Consider the following 20,076-nt stretch of genomic DNA (forward strand, 5'->3'; position numbering starts at 1 on the left):
CCTTAACTGTGGGGAACTAAAAATATATCATTGGCCTTAACAACAAATTACACTATCACAAATAGCCAGCAATCATAAATTAGAAAAAATAAAAAATGTCATTAGCAATAATTAATTCAGATGCGCGTATCTGATTTTATTTAATTTCACTCCTGAATGTTTTTGGTGAGACGCCGCTATAGCGACGGAAAAAACGAGAAAAATAAGTCACGTCAGTAAACCCTAAATAATCAGAAAGTTGTGTGACCGTCATCGTGGTATATTGCAGATTACGCCGCGCTTCCAGCATCAATCGCTGGTGCAAAACGCTCAGCGCGCTACAGCCATGAAATTCACGGCATAAATAATTAAGGTGGGTCGCCGATAGCCCGACCAGCCGGGCATACTCCGCCAGCGGCAGATGTTCGCGATAATGGCTTTCAATAAGACGAGAAAAATGGCGCATAACGCTGCGCTTTCGTTCCGCTTTCCCTTCCGCGACCGGCGTCGGCAGGCACTGCCGGTTCAGCCACACCAGCAGCGTACCCAGCAGAGAATGCAGCATCATTTCCCGGGCGTCCCGCTCTTCGCAATACTCTTCACGTAACGCGGTAAACAGCGCGCGCACGTGCCCGCGGGATTGTTTAACAGGGATACATTGCGGCTGACTGAGAACGTCAAGCTGGCGGCCAAACTGGCTTTCAAGCCGGCTGAGTAACGGCAGCGCCAGCGATAACACATAGCCCTGAGTGCCTGGCGAAAAACGAAATCCATGAACGCACAGTGCAGGCACGACCTGAATACAGGCGTCGGTCATCACCGTTATCCTCCCTTCGATTTCGATTTCAGCCCGGCCCTTATGTAGGTACAGCAACTGCACCATCCCGGCATGCTGATGCATCCGGATATGCCACTCATACAGGCTGCTGCGCTGCAAAATCGACTCACAGTGCAGCAGGTCGGGCGTAGGCCAGTCGCGCTCTTCGCCATACAAGGTAAAAACGGGAACGCTATTCGCAACCTGCATGGCAACTCCTGCTGTCTTCAACGCTATGCCACGCGCTCCATCGGCAGACCAACATAGTTTTCCGCAATGGTGGTCAGCCCGGCGCGCGAGCCCAGATAGTAACGGCGATCTGCCGCCTGCATTTTTTTATCGAACTCGCTCTGCTGCGGGAAGTCATGCAGCAGACGGGTCATAAACCAGCTGAATCGCTCACCCTTCCACACCCGATCGAGGGCAAAACGAGAATAGCTCTCCAGCAGGTCGGCACGGCCACGATGGTAATATTCGCGCAGGATCCGCCACAGATAATTGACATCTGAGGCGGCCAGATTCAGCCCTTTAGCCCCGGTGGGCGGTACGATATGGGCCGCATCCCCGACCAGGAACAGCCGCCCGTATTGCATCGGCTCGACCACATAGCTGCGCAGCGGGGCAATGCTCTTCTCAAGTGAGTGACCAGTCACTAACTTGCCAGCCAGCTCGTCCGGCAGGCGACGTTTCAGCTCGCCCCAGAAACGTTCGTCCGACCACGCGTCCACCTTGTCGCTCAGCGGTACCTGCAAATAGTAGCGGCTGCGTGTTAGTGAGCGCTGACTACAAAGCACAAACCCGCGCTCATGGTGCGCATAAATCAGCTCCGGGTTCACCGGCGGCGTATCCGCCAGCAGCCCCAGCCAGCCAAACGGCCAGACGCTTTCGTACTCTTTAAGGATCTCGCGCGGAATGCTCTGGCGCGACACACCGTGAAAACCATCGCAACCGGCGATAAAATCACACTCGAGCCGGCAGGTCTCTCCGCCGCTGACATACGAGATCGACGGCCGCTCGCTCTTCGCATCTTCAATCACCACGTCGCTGACGCCATAAATAATCGGCGCCCCACTGTCAGCACGCGCCGCCATTAAATCCCGGGTCACTTCGGTCTGGCCGTAGACCATCACGCTTTTTCCCCCGGTCAACTCGCTCAGGGCAACCGGCACCCGCTGCCCCTCAAACAAAAACTCCACCCCATGATGCACCAGGCCTTCCGCATCCATTCGCTGTGATACACCAGCTTCGCGCAGTAATTCGACGGTCCCGCTTTCGAGGATCCCCGCGCGGATACGCCCCAGCACGTACTCCGGTGTTTGCCGCTCGAGGATAACCGTACGGATGCCGGCAAGATGCAGCAATTGACCCAACAGCAGCCCGGAGGGGCCAGCGCCAATAATCGCGACTTGTGTTTTCATAGGGTTGTCTCACTTTCAGATGGTTAATTATTTGTTTGTTTTTTGTTTAATAAAAGTTCCTTACTGCATTTTTGATAACTCAGACGTGAAAAAGAAGGCCATAATTCGTTCAAAAATTGCACTTTCCAACAGTTTTGCGAAAGTGTGGCAGCGCTCAAATTTCATTTCGTCCCCCCGTGGCGTCTTTTTGCACATTGTTTGATCCCGTCCCCCCCAGATACCACGGGAGTCCAGGTTAAAGTATCGACAAACACTTTGGGATTGGACGTGGGAACAGCGGGTACTTATGCAAGCAGATCGGGCAGTTCAGCGCGCTATTACGCGGTTGTGTATTCAGTGTGGGCTTTTCTTATTGCAGCACGGCGCCGAGAGCGCCCTGGTGGAGGAACTCTCAACCCGCCTGGGACGGGCGCTGGGTATGGACAGCGTCGAAAGCGCCATCTCCTCGAATGCCATTGTGCTCACGACGATTAAAGATGGCGAGTGTCTGACCTCCACACGTAAGAACGTCGATCGCGGCATCAATATGCATGTGGTGACGGAAGTGCAACATATTGTGATTATGGCCGAGCATAAGCTGCTGGATTATAAAGACGTAGAGAAGCGCTTTGCGCAGATCAAACCGCTACGCTACCCGCGCTGGCTGGTGGTGCTGATGGTTGGCTTATCCTGCGCCTGCTTCTGCAAGTTAAATAAAGGCGGCTGGGACGGCGCATTGATCACTTTCTGCGCCAGTACCGTCGCGATGTATATTCGCCAGCTCCTGACCCACCGTTCGATGCACCCGCAGATTAACTTCTGCATCACGGCGTTTGTCGCCACCACCATTTCCGGGCTGATGCTGCACCTGCCGGCGTTTACCGCCACCTCAACGGTCGCAATGGCCGCCAGCGTCCTACTACTGGTTCCCGGTTTTCCCTTAATCAACGCCGTGGCGGATATGTTTAAAGGGCACATCAATACCGGCCTGGCGCGCTGGGCGATTGCCAGCCTGTTGACGCTGGCCACCTGTATCGGCGTCGTGATGGCGATGACCATGTGGGGGCTGCGAGGATGGGTATAATGACGTATATTTTTGCACTGCTGCAGGATATGGCGTTATCGGCTATTCCGGCGGCCGGCTTTGCGATGGTGTTTAACGTCCCGCAGCGCGCACTGCGCTGGTGTGCACTGCTCGGCGCCATCGGCCACAGCTCGCGCATGGTGATGATGGATGTCGGGTTCAATATTGAGTGGGCGACGTTTCTCGCCGCGCTGCTGGTTGGCAGCATCGGTATTCAATGGTCCCGCTGGTACCTGGCGCATCCGAAGATTTTCACCGTGGCCGCGGTGATCCCGATGTTCCCCGGCATCTCGGCCTACACCGCGATGATCTCGGCGGTAAAAATCAGCCACTTTGGCTACTCCGATGAGCTGATGATCATGCTGCTGAGCAATTTCCTGAAGGCCTCTTCTATTGTCGGCGCCCTCTCCATTGGCCTTTCTATCCCGGGCCTCTGGTTGTACCGTAAGCGCCCGCGGGTATAGCACAGAGATTTGGCTGAACCCTGTGCTACTATAGCCAATAGATTTCGATGTGTTTTACTGCGGCGCCGGAAGGCATTCCGACAGGCTTACTGGACTAAGCGATGCCGTCCACCGGGCGCCGCCGGTCAAAAACGACTGGAAAGACAATCGGTTTAGCCCCCTCTATATGTTGTTCAGAGTTGAGATAGCGTTATGTCTTCGCGAATGTTAACCACCGATTTTAGCGGCCTGGATGATTTCATCCAGGACCCTGCGGCCGTACTCGCAAAATCGGCCAGCGGCGCCGTCGCCGTTTTTGCCAACAATGCCCCGGCGTTCTACGCGCTGACGCCGGAACGTCTGGCTCAGTTGCTTGAGCTGGAAGCCAGGCTGGCACGTCCCGGCAGCGATGTGGCGCTGGATACGCAGTTTTTTGATGAGCCAGCCGCCGCGCCAACCGCCATTCCCATGGGGAAATTCGCCATGTATGCCGACTGGCAGCCGGATGCCGATTTTCAGCGCCTCGCCGCGCTCTGGGGCATCGCCCTCAGCCAGCCGGTGACCCCGGAAGAACTGGCGGCTTTTGTCGCTTACTGGCAAGCAGAAGGCAAAGTCTTTCATCATGTGCAATGGCAACAGAAGCTGGCGCGCAGCGTCCAAATCGGCCGGGCCAGCAACGGCGGCCAGCCGCGACGCGATGTGAATACGGTCAGTGAACCGGATAGCCATATTCCACGAGGTTTCAGAGGATGAGCATGAAAAACGTTGGCGACCTGATGAAGCGTCTGCAAAAAATGATGCCGGCCCATGTCGAACCGGCGTTTAAAACCGGCGAAGAGCTGCTGGCCTGGCAAAAGGAGCAGGGCAAGCTGCGTTCTGAAGCGCTGGAGCGTGAAAACCGTGCCATGAAGATGCAGCGCACGTTTAACCGTTCCGGCATCCGGCCGCTGCATCAGAACTGTTCCTTTGAGAACTACCGGGTAGAGTGCGAAGGCCAGATGAACGCCCTGTCCAGGGCGCGTCAGTACGTTGAAGAGTTCGATGGCAATATCGCCAGCTTTATCTTTTCCGGCAAGCCCGGCACCGGTAAGAACCACCTTGCCGCCGCCATTTGTAATGAGCTGCTGCTGCGCGGGAAGTCGGTGTTAATCATTACCGTCGCCGATATTATGTCAGCAATGAAAGACACTTTCGGCAACCGGGAAGTCAGCGAAGAGCAGCTGCTGAGCGATCTGAGCAAGGTCGATCTGCTGGTCATCGATGAGATCGGGATGCAGACAGAATCGCGCTACGAGAAGGTTATCATTAATCAGATCGTCGACCGCCGCTCGTCGTCAAAACGCCCGACCGGCATGCTCACCAACAGCAATATGGAAGAGATGAACAAGCTGCTCGGCGAACGCGTCATGGACCGCATGCGTCTCGGCAATAGCCTGTGGGTGATTTTCAACTGGGACAGCTATCGTCATCGTGTTACCGGTAAAGAGTATTAAGATATTTCCGAACCCGGGCGGGGTTATACTACAGGGATGCTTAAGTAACTATGACGAGTACACTCATGAAAACTGCTCATTTTTTGTTCCGCACCACCTTGATTGCCGGTGTTTTTCTTAGCGCCGGCGTCCACGCTGCCTCCTGGCAGGATTCCCTTTCCAGCGCGGCCAGCCAGCTAAGCAGCCAGGGCGACTCTCAGCAAAGTGGCGGCATGTCGGTCTCTTCCCTGACCAGCCTGCTGAGCAACGGCAACCAGTCCCTGACCTCCAGCAGCATGAACAATGCCGCCGGGATTATGTCCTATTGTGCGAAGCAGAAACTGTCTTCGGTGACCAACACCGAAAACGTCAAAAACCAGGTGCTGGATAAACTGGGCCTCAGCACTCCGGAAAAACAGAAAGAGGACACCAGCTACCTTGACGGTCTGCAGGGGCTTCTGAGCAGCAACAGCGGCCAGAAACTGGATCTCAACAGTCTCGGCAGCAGCTCGATGGCTGAGAAAGTGAAAACCAAAGCCTGCGATCTGGTCTTAAAACAGGGTGTTAGCTTCCTCTCCTGATCCCCACCTCAGAGGCCGCGTTTAACGCCTTAGGGCCGACAACGCGGCCGCAGTCACGATTTTCACCCTTTTTCGTTCCGCCTCCCCTGCAACACAGGATGAGTCATTATCCTGGAATGACCATTTCTAAACCAATTCTGAACCACAGCACACTTTCATGACTCTACAATTGCAGCGATATGGCACTGCAATTACAGTGTACCGTGGAAAGTGATCTCTCCTGCCGGTTTTCAACAGGTACCATTTAGAGGGTGTACGTACTGTGTCAGAGTTGTTATCCATCGCCTTGTTTCTCACTTCGGTGGTGATCTATGCCTTAAAAGCGGGTCGCAATACCTGGTGGTTTGCCGCCACATTGACGGTATTGGGTCTGTTTGTGGTGCTCAACATCACCCTCTACGCCAGCGACTATTTCACCGGCGATGGGATAAATGACGCGGTCCTCTATACCCTGACCAACAGCCTGACCGGCGCGGGCGTCAGCAAATATATTCTTCCCGGCGTCGGGCTTGTCGCGGCGCTGGTCGCCGTCTTCAGCGCGTTAGGCTGGGTGCTGCGCCGCCGTCGTCATCATCCGCACCACTTTGGTTACAGCCTGCTGGCGCTGGTGCTGGCGCTGGCCTCCGTTGATGCCAGCCCGGCATTCCGCCAGATCAGCGAACTGGTTAAATCCCAGTCCCGCGATGGCGATCCCGACTTTGCCGCCTATTACAAAGAGCCGGCGAAAAGCATTGCCGATCCGAAGCTAAACCTGGTCTACATCTACGGGGAAAGCCTCGAACGCACCTATTTCGATAACGACGCATTCCCTGACCTGACGCCGGAGCTGGGCAAACTCAAAAACGAAGGCCTCGACTTCAGCAACACCACCCAGCTTCCGGGTACCGATTACACCATCGCCGGCATGGTGGCCTCGCAGTGCGGCATTCCGCTGTTTGCGCCGTTTGAAGGCAACGCGTCGGCTTCGGTCTCCAGCTTCTTCCCGCAAAATATCTGCCTCGGCGATATTCTGAAAAACTCCGGCTATGAAAACTATTTCGTGCAGGGCGCGAACCTGCGCTTTGCCGGCAAAGACGTGTTTCTGAAATCACACGGTTTCGACCATCTCTACGGCGCCGAAGAGCTAAAAACCACGGTGGCAGACCCGACCTATCGCAATGACTGGGGCTTCTACGATGACACCGTTCTCGACGAAACCTGGAAAAAATTCGAACAGCTTTCCCAGTCCGGCAAACGCTTCTCGCTCTTTGCGCTAACGGTCGATACCCACCACCCTGATGGCTTTATCTCCCGCACCTGCCAGCGTAAAAGCTATGAAATGGGCGGAAAAAAGAACCTCTCCTTTAGCGCCGTCGCCTGTAGCCAGGAGCATATCGCCGCGCTGATCGAGAAGATCAAAGCCTCACCGTATTTCAAAAACACGGTGATCGTGGTCTCTTCCGACCACCTGGCAATGAAAAACTCCGCCTGGGACTATCTCAACAAGCAGGACCGCAGCAACCTGTTCTTTATTCTGCGTGGCGACCAGCCGCAGCAGGATACGCTGGCCGTTAAGCGCAACACCATGGACAACGGCGCCACGGTGCTGGACATCCTCGGCGGCGATAACTTTATCGGCCTGGGCCGCAGCAGCCTCTCCGGGCAGTCGCTGTCCGGCATCTTCATGAATATGAAAGAGAAAGTGCTGGCGTGGAAGCCGGATGTCATCCGCCTGTGGAACTTCCCGAAAGAGATGAAAAACTTCACCGTCGATGCTCAGAAGAGCATGATCTCGTTCTCCGGCAGCCACTTCCGCCTGCCGCTGCTGCTACGGGTGTCCGACAAACGCGTCGAGCCGCTGCCTGAGAGCGAATATTCCGCACCGCTGCGCTTCCAGCTGGCTGATTTCGCCCCGCGCGATAATTTCGTTTGGGTCGACCGCTGCTACAAAATGGGCCAGCTGTGGTCGCCAGAGCTGGCGCTCTCAACCGACTGGTGCGTTTCGCAGGGCCAGCTCGGCGGCGAGCAGACCGTGCAGCACGTCGATAAACCTCAGTGGCAGGGCAAAACGGCCTTCAAAGATACCGTGATCGATATGCAGCGCTATAACGGCAACGTCGATACGCTGAAGATTGTCGATAACGATATTCGCTACAAAGCAGACAGCTTTGTCTTTAACGTTGCCGGCGCCCCGGAAGAGGTCAAACAGTTCAGCGGCATCTCTCGCCCGGAATCGTGGGGCCGCTGGTCCAACGCCCAACTGGGCAGCGAAGTGAAAATTGAATTTAAGCAGCCGTTACCGGAAAAATTCGATCTGGTGATCACCGCTAAGGCCTACGGGCCGAACGCCAATAAACCGATCCCGGTGCGCGTCGGCAACAGCGAACAGACCCTGACCCTGGCTAACGATGTCTCCACCACCACGCTGCATTTCGACAACCCGTCGCGCAGCGATACGCTGATTATCGTGCCACCGGACCCGCAATCCACTAACGAAGGCAATATCCTCGGCCATTCGCCGCGTCAGTTGGGGATTGGCATGGTGGATATCAAAGTGGTGAAAAGCGACGGTTAAGCTCGGTGCCGGTTACCGCACTCACGACGCTGCCGGCGATCATGCACGCAGCGTCACGCACATTTCATACTGCTTCAGCGTCAACGTCGCATATCCCGCGGCGTTGAACAGCGGCGTAAAAGATTCCGGGATGGTCACCGTAGTGCTCATTCCCGGATATTGTCGCGCCAGGGTGGTGAGCATCTCCCGCCCTAACCCACGGCCTCGCGCTGCGGGCTCGACCCACAAAAACTGCAGCTGCGGTTTGTGGTTCAGGGTCGCCAGCACCGCAAAAGCCTGTTGATGTAACGTCAGCGTCCGACACGGCAGCGTGGCGAAGGTTAGCGGATCCATCAGCCACGGCAGCCGACCGTTGACCTCGACCCCGGCTTTGCGGATCAGCGCCAGGCCATCACACACCGCCAGCCCCGCCGCGCTCTCATTCTGCGGCTGGGTACTGACAAAGCCGCATAGCCCGTGGCGCACCGTAAACCCCAACGCCTGGTACAGCGCCACCGCAGCCAGGTTATCGCGGATCACCTCCAGCCACATCCGCCGCACGCCCTGCTCCCGCAGCGAAGCCATCAGCGGCGTCATCAACTGGCGACCCAGTCCTTTTCCACGATACGCGGGCCGCACCGCAAATGCTGCGAGTCTGGCCTCATCGCCACGCCGGGAAATCACCGCCATCGCCGCAGGCACATCGCCATCCAGCCAGACGAAGGAATCCAGCAGGCTCATGCCTTCGGCGCTAAAACGCTGCACAAACACCTCCACCGACAGAGTGACGGGGACCAGATAATCCTCAAAACAATCGCTGAGAATGGCTGCCAGCCGGTCGATACTGAACCGGGTGGCAGGAACGGCGATGAGCTCCATACATTGCTCCCGAAGGCTGTGATGCTGAACCGATGAAAGCCAATACTATAATCGCCAGGACTGGCGGCGAAAAGACGGCTCCCGGATAGCGGCTGACGCCTTATCCGGGCTACAGTATTGTGCGGTATGTAGCCCGGTAAGCGTAGCGCCGCCGGGGAATCCGGGCCGCGCGACTACGCGCTCAATGCGGCAATTTCATCAAACAACGAACGGTTAATGGTCACCCCGGATTGTTCGCTCTCCTCACGACAGAGATAGCGGCGTTCGCCGGGTAACCTGGCGCCTTGTGCCTGCATGTTGGTAAACAGCGTCTGCGCCCGGGCCAGGTGTGCATCGGCCTCCGCCCCAAGAAAACGTTGCGGATCCAGCGCCAGAATCAGCTCCCCGCCGTAGGGCAGACCGCCCGCACCGTTATCCCAGGCCAGCGACTCCGCGCTGGTCATATCGCCAATCAGCGGCCCGGCCAACAGTTCCACCATCGCCGCCAGCGCCGAGCCTTTATAGCCACCGAAGGTCAGCATCGCCCCGGACAGGACTTCCCCGGCATCCGTGGTTGGCTGGCCCTGGCTGTCGATTCCCCACCCTTCCGGCAGCGATTTTCCGGCACGCTGATGCAGTTGGATCTCACCGCGTGCCGCCACGCTGGTCGCCATATCAAAAATAAACGGCGGCGCCTCGCCCCGCGGCCAGCCAAAGGCGATAGGATTGGTGCCAAACAGCGGCAAAGTACCGCCGGCTGGCGCCACCCAGGCATGGCCCGGCGTACAGGCAAGCCCGACCAGGCCGGCCTCGGTTAAGGGTTCGATATCGGCAAACAGCGCCGAAAAATGCACGCAGCGGTTGATCGCCAGCGCGGCAATCCCGCTGTGACGCGCCTTCTCCACCAGCAGCGGCAGCGCCCGCTCAAACGCCAGCAGCGAAAAGGCACCGCCGGCATCGACCCGAACAATCCCCGGCGCCCGGTCGTCGATCAGCGGTTCGGCATCGGGAGACACCTTGCCTTTACGCAAGGTGGCAATAATCCCCAGCAGCCGCCACAGGCCGTGGGAAGCGCAGCCATCGCGCTCCCCGCCGGTCACGTTGCGCGCCACAGCCGCCGCATGTTCCTCACTGAATCCATTGCTGCTCAGCGCCCGCATTGCCAGCGCATAAGCTTCGGGTAACGAAAGGGTTACCGTTTCCATGACCTTCTCCTCTACTCTTCTTCGTCTCCGCTAAAGTTAGCCTGGGGAAGACAACTGCGCGCGCCCCAGTAATAAATGCCCAGCGACATTACCGCCACTATCACCGTATCCCAGGGATGGGGCAACGCATTAATCCCGCCAAAGCTGCCGGCCCAGGAAAAGAGCATAATCAGCGCGTAGAAGACAATCAGCCACAGCGAAGACTTCACCTGCTGCGCCAGGCTGACGGTATGTACCGGCACTTTACTTTTGCACAGGATGTAGACCACAAACATGACGATCTGCAGCCCCAGCAGCCAGGAGAGCGTGTTCCAGCCGGACCAGTAGACGATCAGCGCCGAGATCATAAACGACACCGGGCCAATGATAGCGAACGCCCGCACGCGGAACGGACGCGGCAGATCCGGCGCATTGCGACGCAGCCCGGCAGCGGTGACCGGCGCAATCGCATAGCTCAGCACCAGCGCCGCCGACACCACGCTAATCAGCTGCTCCCAGGAAGGGAACGGCAGCGTCCAGAAAATCGACAGGCCAAAGGTCAGCCACAACGCCGGACGCGGGATCCCGGACTCCTTATCAATATAGGTAAAGGCTTTAAAAAAGGTCCCGGCTTTCGCCCAGCCGTAGATAACGCGCGGCGTAGCGTTCATATAGATATTGCCCGTGCCGCTCGGCGAGATAATCGCATCGCTGATGACCATAAAAGCCAGCCAGCCCATCCCCAACGTAATCGCGATATCACGATACGGCAGCGAGAACTGCTTGCTCACCTCCGCCCAGCCGCCGCTTAACATCTCCGTCGGAATACTGCCGAGAAATGCCAGCTGTAGCAGCACGTAGATAATGGTCGACAGCACCACCGACAGAATCAGCGCCACCGGGATGGTGCGCTGCGGGTTCTGCACCTCGCTGGCGACGGAAATAATCGGCGTCAGTCCCAGATAGGCAAAAATGATCCCCCCGGCGCTGATCGCCGCTTCCACACCGGACATGCCGAACGGGGCAATCCCCTGAGCATGCAGGTTTTCCGGCTTAAAGAAGGTAAAGAGTGTGATGACCACCAGTAGCGGAACGAGGAACTTCAGCACGCTGATAAAGTTGTTCGAACGGGCGAAGGTTTTGACGCTGTAGTAGTTCAGACTGAAGAAAAAGCACAGCAGCAGAAACTGCACCACCCAGCCCAGCAGGGTTGGCGAGCTGGAACCCGGTTGCGTCAGCGCCGGGAACCAGGCCGCGGCATACTGACGGGCGGCGACGATCTCGATCGAAATCAGGCTTGAAAAGGCGATCAGCGTAATGAAACCCAGCAGATAGCCCATCAGCTCGCCGTGGGAAAAGACCGGATAACGGATAATCCCCCCGGCACGCGGCAGCGCCGCCCCCAGTTCGCAGTAGACAATCCCCAGCAGCAGCACCGCCACGCCGCCAATCACCCATGAGGCGATCCCGGCCGGTCCGGCGATCGACGCCACGTGGCTGGCGGCAAATAACCATCCGGAACCAAAAATCGCCCCCAGGCCAATAAACGTCAGATCGGTTAACGTCAGCTGCTTTTTAAACTTACCCGACTCAGCCACGCGGGTTTGACTGTTATGCGTAGAGTGAATAGTCATCGTGATGCCCTTGCGTCAACATGAAGGGGAAATGGCTTCCCGGGTCCACTGGCCGTTCACCAGGCGCAGCAGGTTCAAAGGGTTAGCATCCTGCAAGGCCGGTGGCAGCAACGCGGCGGGGGCGTTCTGCAAGCAAACCGGTCGGAGAAAACGCTCTATCGCCCGGGTCCCTACCGAGGTGCCACGCGCATCGGTGGTCGCCGGCCAGGGGCCGCCGTGTACCATCGCATCGCACACTTCCACACCAGTGGGATAGCCGTTAAACAGCACCCGCCCGGCTTTTTCACTGAGCAGCGGCAACAGCCGCCCCGCCAGCAGGCGATCGTCCGCATCCGCATGCAACGTGGCGGTCAGCTGCCCCTGCAGCGCGTTGACCACGGCCATCAGTTGGGCCTCATCCGCCACTTCCACCAGCACGGAGAGCGGGCCAAACACTTCGCGATGCAGCAGACTATCCGGCTCCAGCAACTGCTCCGCCGTCGCCAGATACAGCAGCGCCTGTGCCTGTTGAGCACCGGCCGCTATCCCACTAGCCAGCCGCTGTACGCCCGGACAGGCATCGAGGGCATCCACCCCGGCGTGATAGTGCTGCAGCGTCGGCGCGTTGAGTAACACCTGGGCAGGAGCCGCCTGCACCTGCTCGCACAGCGCCGCTTTCAGCACCGTCAGCCCTTCCCCCTTGAGCGCCAGAATCAGTCCGGGCCGGGTACAAAACTGGCCGCCGCCGAGGGTAAACGACCCCACCAGCGCTTGTGCCAGCGATGTCGCCCGCGCGGCCAGCGCCTGCGGCAAAATAATCAGCGGGTTAATTGCCGACATTTCGGCAAACAAGGGGATCGGCTGAGGACGCTGCTGCGCCAGCTGGTACAGCGCTTTGCCCCCCGCCAGCGAGCCGGTGAACCCCACCGCCTGGATCGCCGGATGACGCACCAGATCGGCGCCAATATCGTGACCAAAAATCATATTGAAGACGCCGCCGGGTAAGCCGCATTTTTCAACCGCCCGGACGATGGCCTGCGCCGTCTGTTCCGCGGTAGCCATATGTCCCGGATGCGCTTTCACCACCACCGGGCAGCCGGCCGCCAGCGCCGAAGCGGTATCGCCGCCGGCGGTGGAGAAAGCCAGCGGGAAGTTGCTGGCGCCGAACACCGCCACCGGGCCTAACGCGCTCTGAAACTGCCGCAGATCCGGGCGCGGCAGGGGCTGACGTTCTGGCAGCGCGGTATCAATGCGCACCCCAAGAAAATCGCCGCGCCGCAGCACTTCGGCAAACAGCCGCAGCTGGCCGCTGGTTCGCGCCCGCTCGCCCTGTAGACGTGGCAATGGCAGCGCCGTCTCGGCGTGGGCCAGGGCAAAAAACGCCTCCCCCAGCCCGTCCAGCTCATCGGCTATGGTGTCGAGAAAATGCGCCCGCTGTTGTGGTGAAGTCGCGGAGTAGACGCTAAACGCCTGCGCCGCCGCTTCTGCCGCCAGCGCAGCCTCCTCCCGGGAGGCAGGATAAAAACGCTGGCCAGTGGTCTCGCCATCCGCCGCCCGCAGGCTCAGCAGCGTGGCTTCACCGCTGGCTATACGACGGCCGGCAATAAACTGCCGCCCCGCCGTCATCGCTGTGTCGCTCATCATCGCCCCCTGACTCACAGGCCCACATCCGGCAGCACAGGACGCGTTGCCAGCGCCTGCTCCACAATCTTCACGACCTGCTGACGGGTCTCCCCTTCCAGCGCCAGACGTGGCGGACGGGTCACCTCGCTGCCGCGGCCCAGCAGCGCTTCGCACAGCTTGATGCACTGCACCAGGTCCGGACGCGCATCGAGATGCAGCAGCGGCATAAACCAGCGATACAGCGCCATCGCTTCGTCATAGCGTTTCTGCACGGCAAGACGGAACAGCGTCTCGCCTTCGCGTGGGAAGGCATTCGACATGCCGGAAATCCACCCTTCGGCCCCCACGGCAATGCTCTCCACCACCACATCGTCGAGACCGGCAAACAGCACGAAGCGGTCGCCCACGGTATTGCGCAGGTCGATGAAGCGGCGGGTATCGCCGGAGGAGTCTTTGAAGCAGACGATGTTGTCGCAGTCGGCCAGGGTGGCGAGGATGTCCGGCGTCACGTCGTTTTTGTAAATCGGCGGGTTGTTATAAACCATAATCGGCAGGTCGGTGGCGGAGGCCACGCTGCGGAAATGGGCGGCGGTTTCATGCGGTTTTGATGAGTAGACCAGCGCCGGCATCACCATAATCCCGTCGACGCCCACCCGCTCGGCCTCTTTCGCCATCTTCTGGGCAAAGGCGGTGGTGAACTCCGCAACGCCGGCGATCACCGGGATTTTACCGCCCGCGGCATCCTTCGCCACTTCGATAATCTGCAGTTTTTCTGCGGTGGTCAGTGAGGTGTTTTCGCCGACGCTGCCGCACACCACCAGCCCGGAAACGCCGTCTCTGACCAGGTTTTTCATCACCGCATGGGTGGCGTCTAAATCGAGGGAGTAATCTTGACGAAACTGCGTGCTGACTGCCGGAAATACGCCGCTCCAGTGAATCGCTTTATTGCTCATGCTCGGTTCCTTGTCGTCATTTTGTTAAGTCGAAGTGAATGAATAGTGAATTTTCACTGACAGATTGACGTTTCATGGACCCGGCGGCTTGTCGGTTTTCTTCCAATACGATGACGAAATTAGCACAATCGCCAAATGTGTGAGCCGGCGATTACCCCGCCAGCGTCAGGCGGAAATCACGCGGCGTGGAGCCGGTCATCGCCTTAAATTGACGGCTGAACGCGCTGTGATCGGTATAGCCACACTGCAGCGCAATGTCGGTAATCGGCGTCTCTCCCGCCAGCAGTTCGGTGGCTTTTTCGAGACGAACTTTGTGGATCATCTGCCGGGGCGTGAGGTGAAAGATCCGTTTGCAGTAGCGTTCGATCTGCGCCACCGACATGCCGCTTAATACCGTCAGTTCCTCCATTGAGATCGGTCGATGATAGTGGCGGCGAATATGATCGTCGACGATCGCCAGCCGCTGCCACGCCGGATGACGGGCATGCGCTTCCTGCAGATCGTGGGAGATCCCCGCCATGCCGATCACCTGGCCGTGAATATCGCGCAGCGCCAGCTTTTGCGTCATGCACCAGCCGCGCTCGCGCCCGTTATAGAGGTGCATTTCCAGCTGGTCGCGTAGGGTCACACCCTCTCTGAGCACCCGCAGATCCTGCTCGGTATAGCCCTGCCCCAGCGCCGATGGAAAGACGTCGGCCGAGGTTTTGCCCAGCAGCGAGGTGACGCTTTTAAAACCGCAGCGGCGGGCCAGCGTCAGGTTTGCCAGCAGATAGCGCGCCTGAGCATCTTTGATAAAAAAAACCACGTTGGGGATCGCATTCAACAACGGCGCAATTAGCGCCAGCGCATTGAGCAATGCCGGCATATTTTCCGGTCGTTGACGCGCCAGCCCTTCACAAATCTGACTCAGCTCATCGACGGCCAAATCCGTCGTGTCAGCCGGAGCAGACTCCGGTGCAGCAGCAGTAACGCAGAACATAAGACTTCCTCATGGCGGGTGACGGGAGGATATTTATTCACATACCAGTAACACATCAAGCAGCAACACCGCGTTTTGCGATCCTGACTGCGGTTTCTGCTTTCCCCTTAATACGTCGCTGGCGTTCTGACGACTTTCGGTTTACCACAGCATTAAGCGAATGATTAATAATAAATAATTATGATCATATCGAGTAAGCAACCACGGTGATTATGCTAATTTCGTCATTTTCTTTGATGAAAGCGCTCAAGCAGGAGACGGAATGTTGCGCCAGCATGATGAAACATACTGTTAACTTTCGGAGCTCATCATGACTGTGCCACGCCACACTATTGAACTCAGGGCCATCGATTCTCATACCGGCGGCGAGCCGACCCGGCTGATTGTCGACGGCTTTCCGGACCTTGGCGACGGCAGCATGGCCCAGCGCCGCGAACGCTTTGCCCGCGACTTCGACCACTGGCGTCAGGCCGTTATCCTTGAGCCGCGCGGCAACGATGTGCTGGTCGGCGCGCTGCTGTGTAAACCTGTTTCGCCCGAGGCAACGGCGGGGGTCATTTTCTTTAACAACGCCGGTTTCCTGAACATGTGCGGGCATGGCACCATCGGGCTTATCGCCTCGCTGGCGTGGCTTGGGCGGATCCAGCCTGGCACGCATCTGATTGAAACGCCGGTGGGCAACGTCAGCGCCACGCTACATGAAGACGGTAGCGTATCGGTGGAAAACGTCCCGGCCCGGCGCTGGAAAAAACAGATCAGCGTCAGCACCGCGGTGGGGACCGTCACCGGCGATATCGCCTGGGGCGGCAACTGGTTTTTCCTCATCAACGATCACCCTTTCACCCTCGAACCGGCGCAGATCCCGGCCCTCACCGACTATGCGTGGGCGGTACGTGAAGGGCTGGAGGCCGCCGGGATCCGCGGCGATGATGGCGGAGAGATCGACCATATCGAACTGTTTGCCGACGACGCCGGGGCCGATAGCCGCAGCTTTGTGCTCTGTCCGGGGAAAGCCTGGGATCGCTCGCCCTGCGGCACCGGAACCAGCGCCAAGCTGGCCTGCCTGGCAGAAGACGGCAAGCTCCAGCCCGGTGAACGCTGGCACCAGGCCAGTATTATCGGCAGCCAGTTTAGCGCCCACTATGCTCGTCGCGACGGCGACATTATTCCCACGATCCGCGGTTCAGCCTGGGTGTGTGGCGATACGTGCTTGATCCTCAACCCGGACGATCCCTTCTGCTGGGGGATCGTGCCGTGAACCACTGCGATGTCATCGTGATCGGCGCCGGGATCGTCGGCGCCGCCTGCGCCTGGCAGTTGGCGAAACGCGGGCAGAGCGTGATCCTGCTTGACGATCGCCAGCCGGGAGCCACCGCGGCCGGCATGGGACATCTGGTGTGCATGGACGACGATCCCGCCGAACTGGCGCTCTCCGCCTGGTCGCTGGCGCGCTGGCGCACCCTGACTCCGCGAATGCCCGAGCGCTGTGCCTGGCGCGGCTGCGGTACCTTATGGCTGGCGGAAACAGCGCAGGAGCTGGAGATTGCCCGGGAAAAACAGCAGCGCATGGCGGAATACCAGACCGCCAGCGAAATGCAGACGCCCGCACAGTTGATGCAGCGCGAACCGCAGCTGCGAGCAGGATTGCACGGCGGGCTGTGGGTTCCCGGCGATGGCATCGTGTATGCCCCCGAAGTCGCCCGCTGGTTTATTGCCGACGCCGGAGACAACCTGACCTGCCTGACAGAAGGCGCCACAGACCTCGACGAACCGACGGTGGTGCTGAGCAGCGGAAAACGGCTGCGGGCCGCAGCGATCGTGGTCGCCTGCGGGCTAAACGCCAACGCGCTGCTGGCGGAAAACTGGCTGCTGCCCAAGAAAGGCCAGCTGGCGATCACCGACCGCTATGGCCCGTTGCTCCACCACCAGCTGGTCGAACTGGGCTACGGCGCCAGCGCCCACGGCGGTGGCACCTCGGTGGCGTTCAACGTTCAGCCGCGGCCCACCGGCCAGCTGCTGATCGGCTCGTCGCGACAGTTTGATACCACAGAACGCCAGCTCGATTTACCGCTGCTGGCGCAGATGCTCGACCGCGCCAGGCACTTCCTGCCGGCGCTGGGCGAGCTGAATATTATCCGCTGCTGGAGCGGCTTTCGCGCCGCCTCACAGGATGGCAATCCCCTGATTGGCCCGCACCCGACGCGTCGGGGAGTGTGGCTGGCGCTGGGCCATGAAGGGCTTGGCGTCACCACCGCACCTGCCAGCGCAGAGCTGCTCGCCGCCCAGCTGTTGGGCGAACGCTGCCCGCTCGCCCCGAACGCCTGGCTGCCGGAGCGCCTGCAGAAGAAGGAGGCTATCGCATGAGTGAAACGATCCCGGTGGTGATTGAAGGCGAGCGCTGTGAAGTGCCGCCAGGCATCAGCGTCGCAGCGGCGCTGGCGTTAACCGCAGATCCCACCACCCGGGTGGCCGTCGGCGGTCAGTCCCGTGCCCCTTTTTGCGGCATGGGCATTTGCCAGGAGTGCCGGGTGACCGTCAACGGGCGGCGGATGCTGGCCTGCCAGACGCTGTGCCAGCCGGAAATGATCATTGAAAGGAGTCCCCATGCACACGCTGCGTTGTGACATATTAATTCTCGGCGGCGGACCGGCAGGCCTGGCCGCCGCGCTGGCAGCCGCATCCTGCGATAAACAGGTGGTGATCCTCGACGATAACCCGCTCCCCGGTGGGCAAATCTGGCGCGATGGCCCGCAGGTCGCCCTTCCCGCCCTGGCGCGTCGCTACCGTGCGGCCATTGCCGCCGCACCCAATATCACCATGCTGAACGGAGCCCGGCTCATCGCCCGCCCGTCAGCCTGCAGCGTGCTGTTTGAAACCGCAGAGACCAGCGGGATGGTTGAGTGGCAAAAACTGATCCTCTGCTGCGGGGCGCGCGAGCTCTCGCTGCCGTTCCCCGGCTGGACCTTACCCCGCGTCACCGGCGCCGGCGGACTGCAGGCGCAAATCAAACATGGCCTGACAGTCCAGGGCCAGAAGGTGGTGATCGCCGGCAGCGGCCCGCTGCTGCTGGCGGTGGCCAACACGGTGACCAAAAGCGGCGGCGAGGTGCAGCAGATCGTCGAGCAGGCTGACCTCAGCGCGTTGTTGCGTTTTGGCGCGGGCCTGTGGCGCTGGCCGGAGAAACTCCGCCAGCTGGCGACGTTCGCCCCACGGCGCTATCTCAGCGGCGGCCAGGTGATCCGCGCTCACGGAGAGACGCAGCTGGAAGCGGTGACGCTGCGCCACCGGGGAGTTGAGCGAACGATCCCCTGCCAACGGCTGGCGATCGGCTATGGCCTGGTGCCCAATATTGAAACCGCGCTGCTCTTCGGCTGTGCGATTGCCCACGACGCCGTTGAGGTCAATTGCTGGCAGCAGACCAGCGTCGCGGAGATCTATGCCGCTGGCGAATGCACCGGCTTTGGCGGCAGCGAACTGGCGTTGATCGAAGGTGAAATTGCCGGCTATGCCTGCGCCGATGCCGGTGAGCAGGCCCAGGCAGGCTTTGCCCGCCGCGCACGCTGGCAGCGCTTTGCCGACGCGGTAAACCGCACTTTTGCCCTGCCGGACAGCCTGAAAAGCGCCGCCACGGCGGATAGCCTGCTGTGCCGCTGCGAGGATGTACGCTGCGGCGAAGTGGCCGATGCCGAAAGCTGGCAGCAGGCCAAGCTGAGCCGCCGCTGCGGCATGGGCGCCTGTCAGGGCAGAACCTGCGCGGCCTCCGCCCGCTGGCTGTACGGCTGGCCGTTACCGCAGCCGCGAGAGCCGCTCTCTCCCGCCCGAGCCGAAACGCTGATTGCGTTAGCCGGACACCGCACCGAGCGCTGACCTACTCCTCTTCGTCACCGCGCCCGGCCTGCTGACCGCCGCCGAGCGCAATAAACTCCTCCAGTAACCCGGTTAGCTGCTGCATTTTTTCCCGGGTGAACTGGGCTTCAATCTGGCGGTAAGCCTCTTCTACCTGCGCCTGCGCGCTTTCGTACAGCTTGTTGCCCGCCGGCGTCAGCGACACGTACAGCTTGCGCTGATCGTTAACCGGCTTGAGGCGCAGCACCAGGCCGTCACGCTCCATGCGGGTCAAAATACCGGTCAGGCTCGGGCGCAATATACAGGCGCGAAACGCCAGATCGTGAAAGTCCATCGACGGGTTTTCCGCGAGGATACGCACAATACGCCACTGTTGTTCGGTGAGATTATGGCGTTTGACGATCGGCCGGAAATGGCCCATCGCGGCTTCCCGCGCCTGCAACAGCGCAATGGTTAACGAATCATGCATTACATATCCCCACGGTCACACACTCAATTCTATTAATAAGTTAATAATTAGCGCCTATCCTGCCATGACGCAACCGGTTTCTGCACCTGAAAAGTACCAGTCTTCGGCGTTAAATTTGATAACAATATGATTATAAACAAATAAAATTTTCAGGTGTAAATTTATTGTTAATCAGATCACAAAACATTCACTTCTGTTTGCCAAACCATCCCACAAGGAATAAAAGATGATCATTAACATATTAA

At 59.2% G+C, this 20,076-nt stretch carries 19 protein-coding genes; 10 read left to right on the top strand and 9 right to left on the bottom strand.

Annotation, left to right across the window (positions count from 1 at the left end; genetic code table 11):
* Positions 1-136: 136 nt before the first annotated feature.
* Together ACMYSN_RS11570 and pobA are read right to left on the bottom strand one after the other, a co-directional pair.
* The gene (locus ACMYSN_RS11570; protein WP_462498064.1) at positions 137-1,006 is read right to left on the bottom strand and encodes a helix-turn-helix domain-containing protein; all 870 of its coding nucleotides are present in this window, start codon (positions 1,004-1,006) and stop codon (positions 137-139) included.
* Positions 1,007-1,029: 23 nt separating this feature from the next.
* Entirely contained in the window at positions 1,030-2,214 is a 1,185-nt protein-coding gene (pobA, locus tag ACMYSN_RS11575) for a 4-hydroxybenzoate 3-monooxygenase (RefSeq protein ID WP_462498065.1), read from the bottom strand.
* 286 nt (positions 2,215-2,500) lie between these two features.
* On the opposite strand from pobA, the gene ACMYSN_RS11580 reads away from it, so the two are divergent.
* The 6 genes from ACMYSN_RS11580 (at position 2,501) to opgB (ending at position 8,327) form a co-directional block, all read left to right on the top strand.
* Positions 2,501-3,277 carry a threonine/serine exporter family protein gene (locus ACMYSN_RS11580; protein WP_123757623.1) on the top strand — a complete coding sequence of 259 codons (777 nt, stop codon included), beginning with the start codon at positions 2,501-2,503 and terminating at the stop codon, positions 3,275-3,277.
* Positions 3,268-3,741: a threonine/serine exporter gene (locus ACMYSN_RS11585; protein WP_123757624.1), complete on the top strand. Its 474-nt coding sequence runs from the start codon at positions 3,268-3,270 to the stop codon at positions 3,739-3,741. The genes ACMYSN_RS11580 and ACMYSN_RS11585 overlap by 10 nt, the downstream gene beginning before the upstream one ends.
* A gap of 192 nt (positions 3,742-3,933) precedes the next feature.
* Positions 3,934-4,473, top strand: a complete 540-nt coding sequence (gene dnaT, locus ACMYSN_RS11590) for a primosomal protein 1 (protein ID WP_462498066.1) — start codon at positions 3,934-3,936, stop codon at positions 4,471-4,473.
* Between the two features lie 2 nt (positions 4,474-4,475).
* A complete protein-coding gene (dnaC, locus tag ACMYSN_RS11595) occupies positions 4,476-5,213 on the top strand; it encodes a DNA replication protein DnaC (RefSeq protein WP_123757626.1) in 738 nt (245 codons plus the stop codon).
* Positions 5,214-5,278: 65 nt separating this feature from the next.
* On the top strand, positions 5,279-5,773 hold the full coding sequence (locus ACMYSN_RS11600) for a YjjA family protein (RefSeq protein WP_462498067.1): 495 nt from the start codon (positions 5,279-5,281) through the stop codon (positions 5,771-5,773).
* Between the two features lie 262 nt (positions 5,774-6,035).
* Positions 6,036-8,327 (top strand): phosphoglycerol transferase I, encoded by a 2,292-nt coding sequence (gene opgB / locus ACMYSN_RS11605; protein WP_462498068.1) that lies wholly within the window; start codon positions 6,036-6,038, stop codon positions 8,325-8,327.
* Between the two features lie 39 nt (positions 8,328-8,366).
* Here the strand turns inward: opgB and ACMYSN_RS11610 are convergent, their stop codons facing one another.
* The 6 genes from ACMYSN_RS11610 to ACMYSN_RS11635 all read right to left on the bottom strand — a co-directional run bounded on the left by ACMYSN_RS11610 (position 8,367) and on the right by ACMYSN_RS11635 (position 15,516).
* A complete protein-coding gene (locus ACMYSN_RS11610; protein ID WP_462498069.1) occupies positions 8,367-9,185 on the bottom strand; it encodes a GNAT family N-acetyltransferase in 819 nt (272 codons plus the stop codon).
* A 173-nt stretch (positions 9,186-9,358) separates the two neighbouring features.
* Positions 9,359-10,369 (bottom strand): Ldh family oxidoreductase, encoded by a 1,011-nt coding sequence (locus ACMYSN_RS11615; protein ID WP_462498070.1) that lies wholly within the window; start codon positions 10,367-10,369, stop codon positions 9,359-9,361.
* An 11-nt stretch (positions 10,370-10,380) separates the two neighbouring features.
* The gene (locus tag ACMYSN_RS11620) at positions 10,381-11,982 is read right to left on the bottom strand and encodes an APC family permease (RefSeq protein ID WP_123757638.1); all 1,602 of its coding nucleotides are present in this window, start codon (positions 11,980-11,982) and stop codon (positions 10,381-10,383) included.
* Between the two features lie 15 nt (positions 11,983-11,997).
* Complete coding sequence (locus ACMYSN_RS11625; RefSeq protein WP_462498249.1) at positions 11,998-13,602, bottom strand: aldehyde dehydrogenase (NADP(+)); 1,605 nt, start codon at positions 13,600-13,602, stop codon at positions 11,998-12,000.
* 14 nt (positions 13,603-13,616) lie between these two features.
* Positions 13,617-14,537, bottom strand: coding sequence for a dihydrodipicolinate synthase family protein (locus ACMYSN_RS11630; RefSeq protein WP_434586467.1), 921 nt, complete (start codon positions 14,535-14,537; stop codon positions 13,617-13,619).
* Between the two features lie 151 nt (positions 14,538-14,688).
* On the bottom strand, positions 14,689-15,516 hold the full coding sequence (locus ACMYSN_RS11635) for a helix-turn-helix domain-containing protein (protein ID WP_462498071.1): 828 nt from the start codon (positions 15,514-15,516) through the stop codon (positions 14,689-14,691).
* A 310-nt stretch (positions 15,517-15,826) separates the two neighbouring features.
* On the opposite strand from ACMYSN_RS11635, the gene ACMYSN_RS11640 reads away from it, so the two are divergent.
* The 4 genes from ACMYSN_RS11640 to ACMYSN_RS11655 are packed head-to-tail and all read left to right on the top strand — an operon-like array spanning position 15,827 to position 19,383.
* A complete protein-coding gene (locus tag ACMYSN_RS11640) occupies positions 15,827-16,774 on the top strand; it encodes a proline racemase family protein (RefSeq protein WP_462498072.1) in 948 nt (315 codons plus the stop codon).
* Positions 16,771-17,880, top strand: coding sequence for an NAD(P)/FAD-dependent oxidoreductase (locus tag ACMYSN_RS11645; protein WP_462498073.1), 1,110 nt, complete (start codon positions 16,771-16,773; stop codon positions 17,878-17,880). Before ACMYSN_RS11640 ends, ACMYSN_RS11645 begins: the two co-directional genes overlap by 4 nt.
* Entirely contained in the window at positions 17,877-18,140 is a 264-nt protein-coding gene (locus tag ACMYSN_RS11650; protein WP_462498074.1) for a 2Fe-2S iron-sulfur cluster-binding family protein, read from the top strand. The genes ACMYSN_RS11645 and ACMYSN_RS11650 overlap by 4 nt, the downstream gene beginning before the upstream one ends.
* Positions 18,121-19,383 carry an FAD-dependent oxidoreductase gene (locus ACMYSN_RS11655; RefSeq protein ID WP_462498075.1) on the top strand — a complete coding sequence of 421 codons (1,263 nt, stop codon included), beginning with the start codon at positions 18,121-18,123 and terminating at the stop codon, positions 19,381-19,383. The genes ACMYSN_RS11650 and ACMYSN_RS11655 overlap by 20 nt, the downstream gene beginning before the upstream one ends.
* 1 nt (position 19,384) lies before the next feature.
* On the opposite strand, the gene hpaR is transcribed toward ACMYSN_RS11655, so the two are convergent.
* Complete coding sequence (gene hpaR / locus ACMYSN_RS11660; RefSeq protein ID WP_123757646.1) at positions 19,385-19,831, bottom strand: homoprotocatechuate degradation operon regulator HpaR; 447 nt, start codon at positions 19,829-19,831, stop codon at positions 19,385-19,387.
* Between the last annotated feature and the right edge of the window lie 245 nt (positions 19,832-20,076).

The organism is Klebsiella sp. R445 (assembly GCF_051131755.1).
Lineage (GTDB): Bacteria > Pseudomonadota > Gammaproteobacteria > Enterobacterales > Enterobacteriaceae > Klebsiella > Klebsiella lignicola.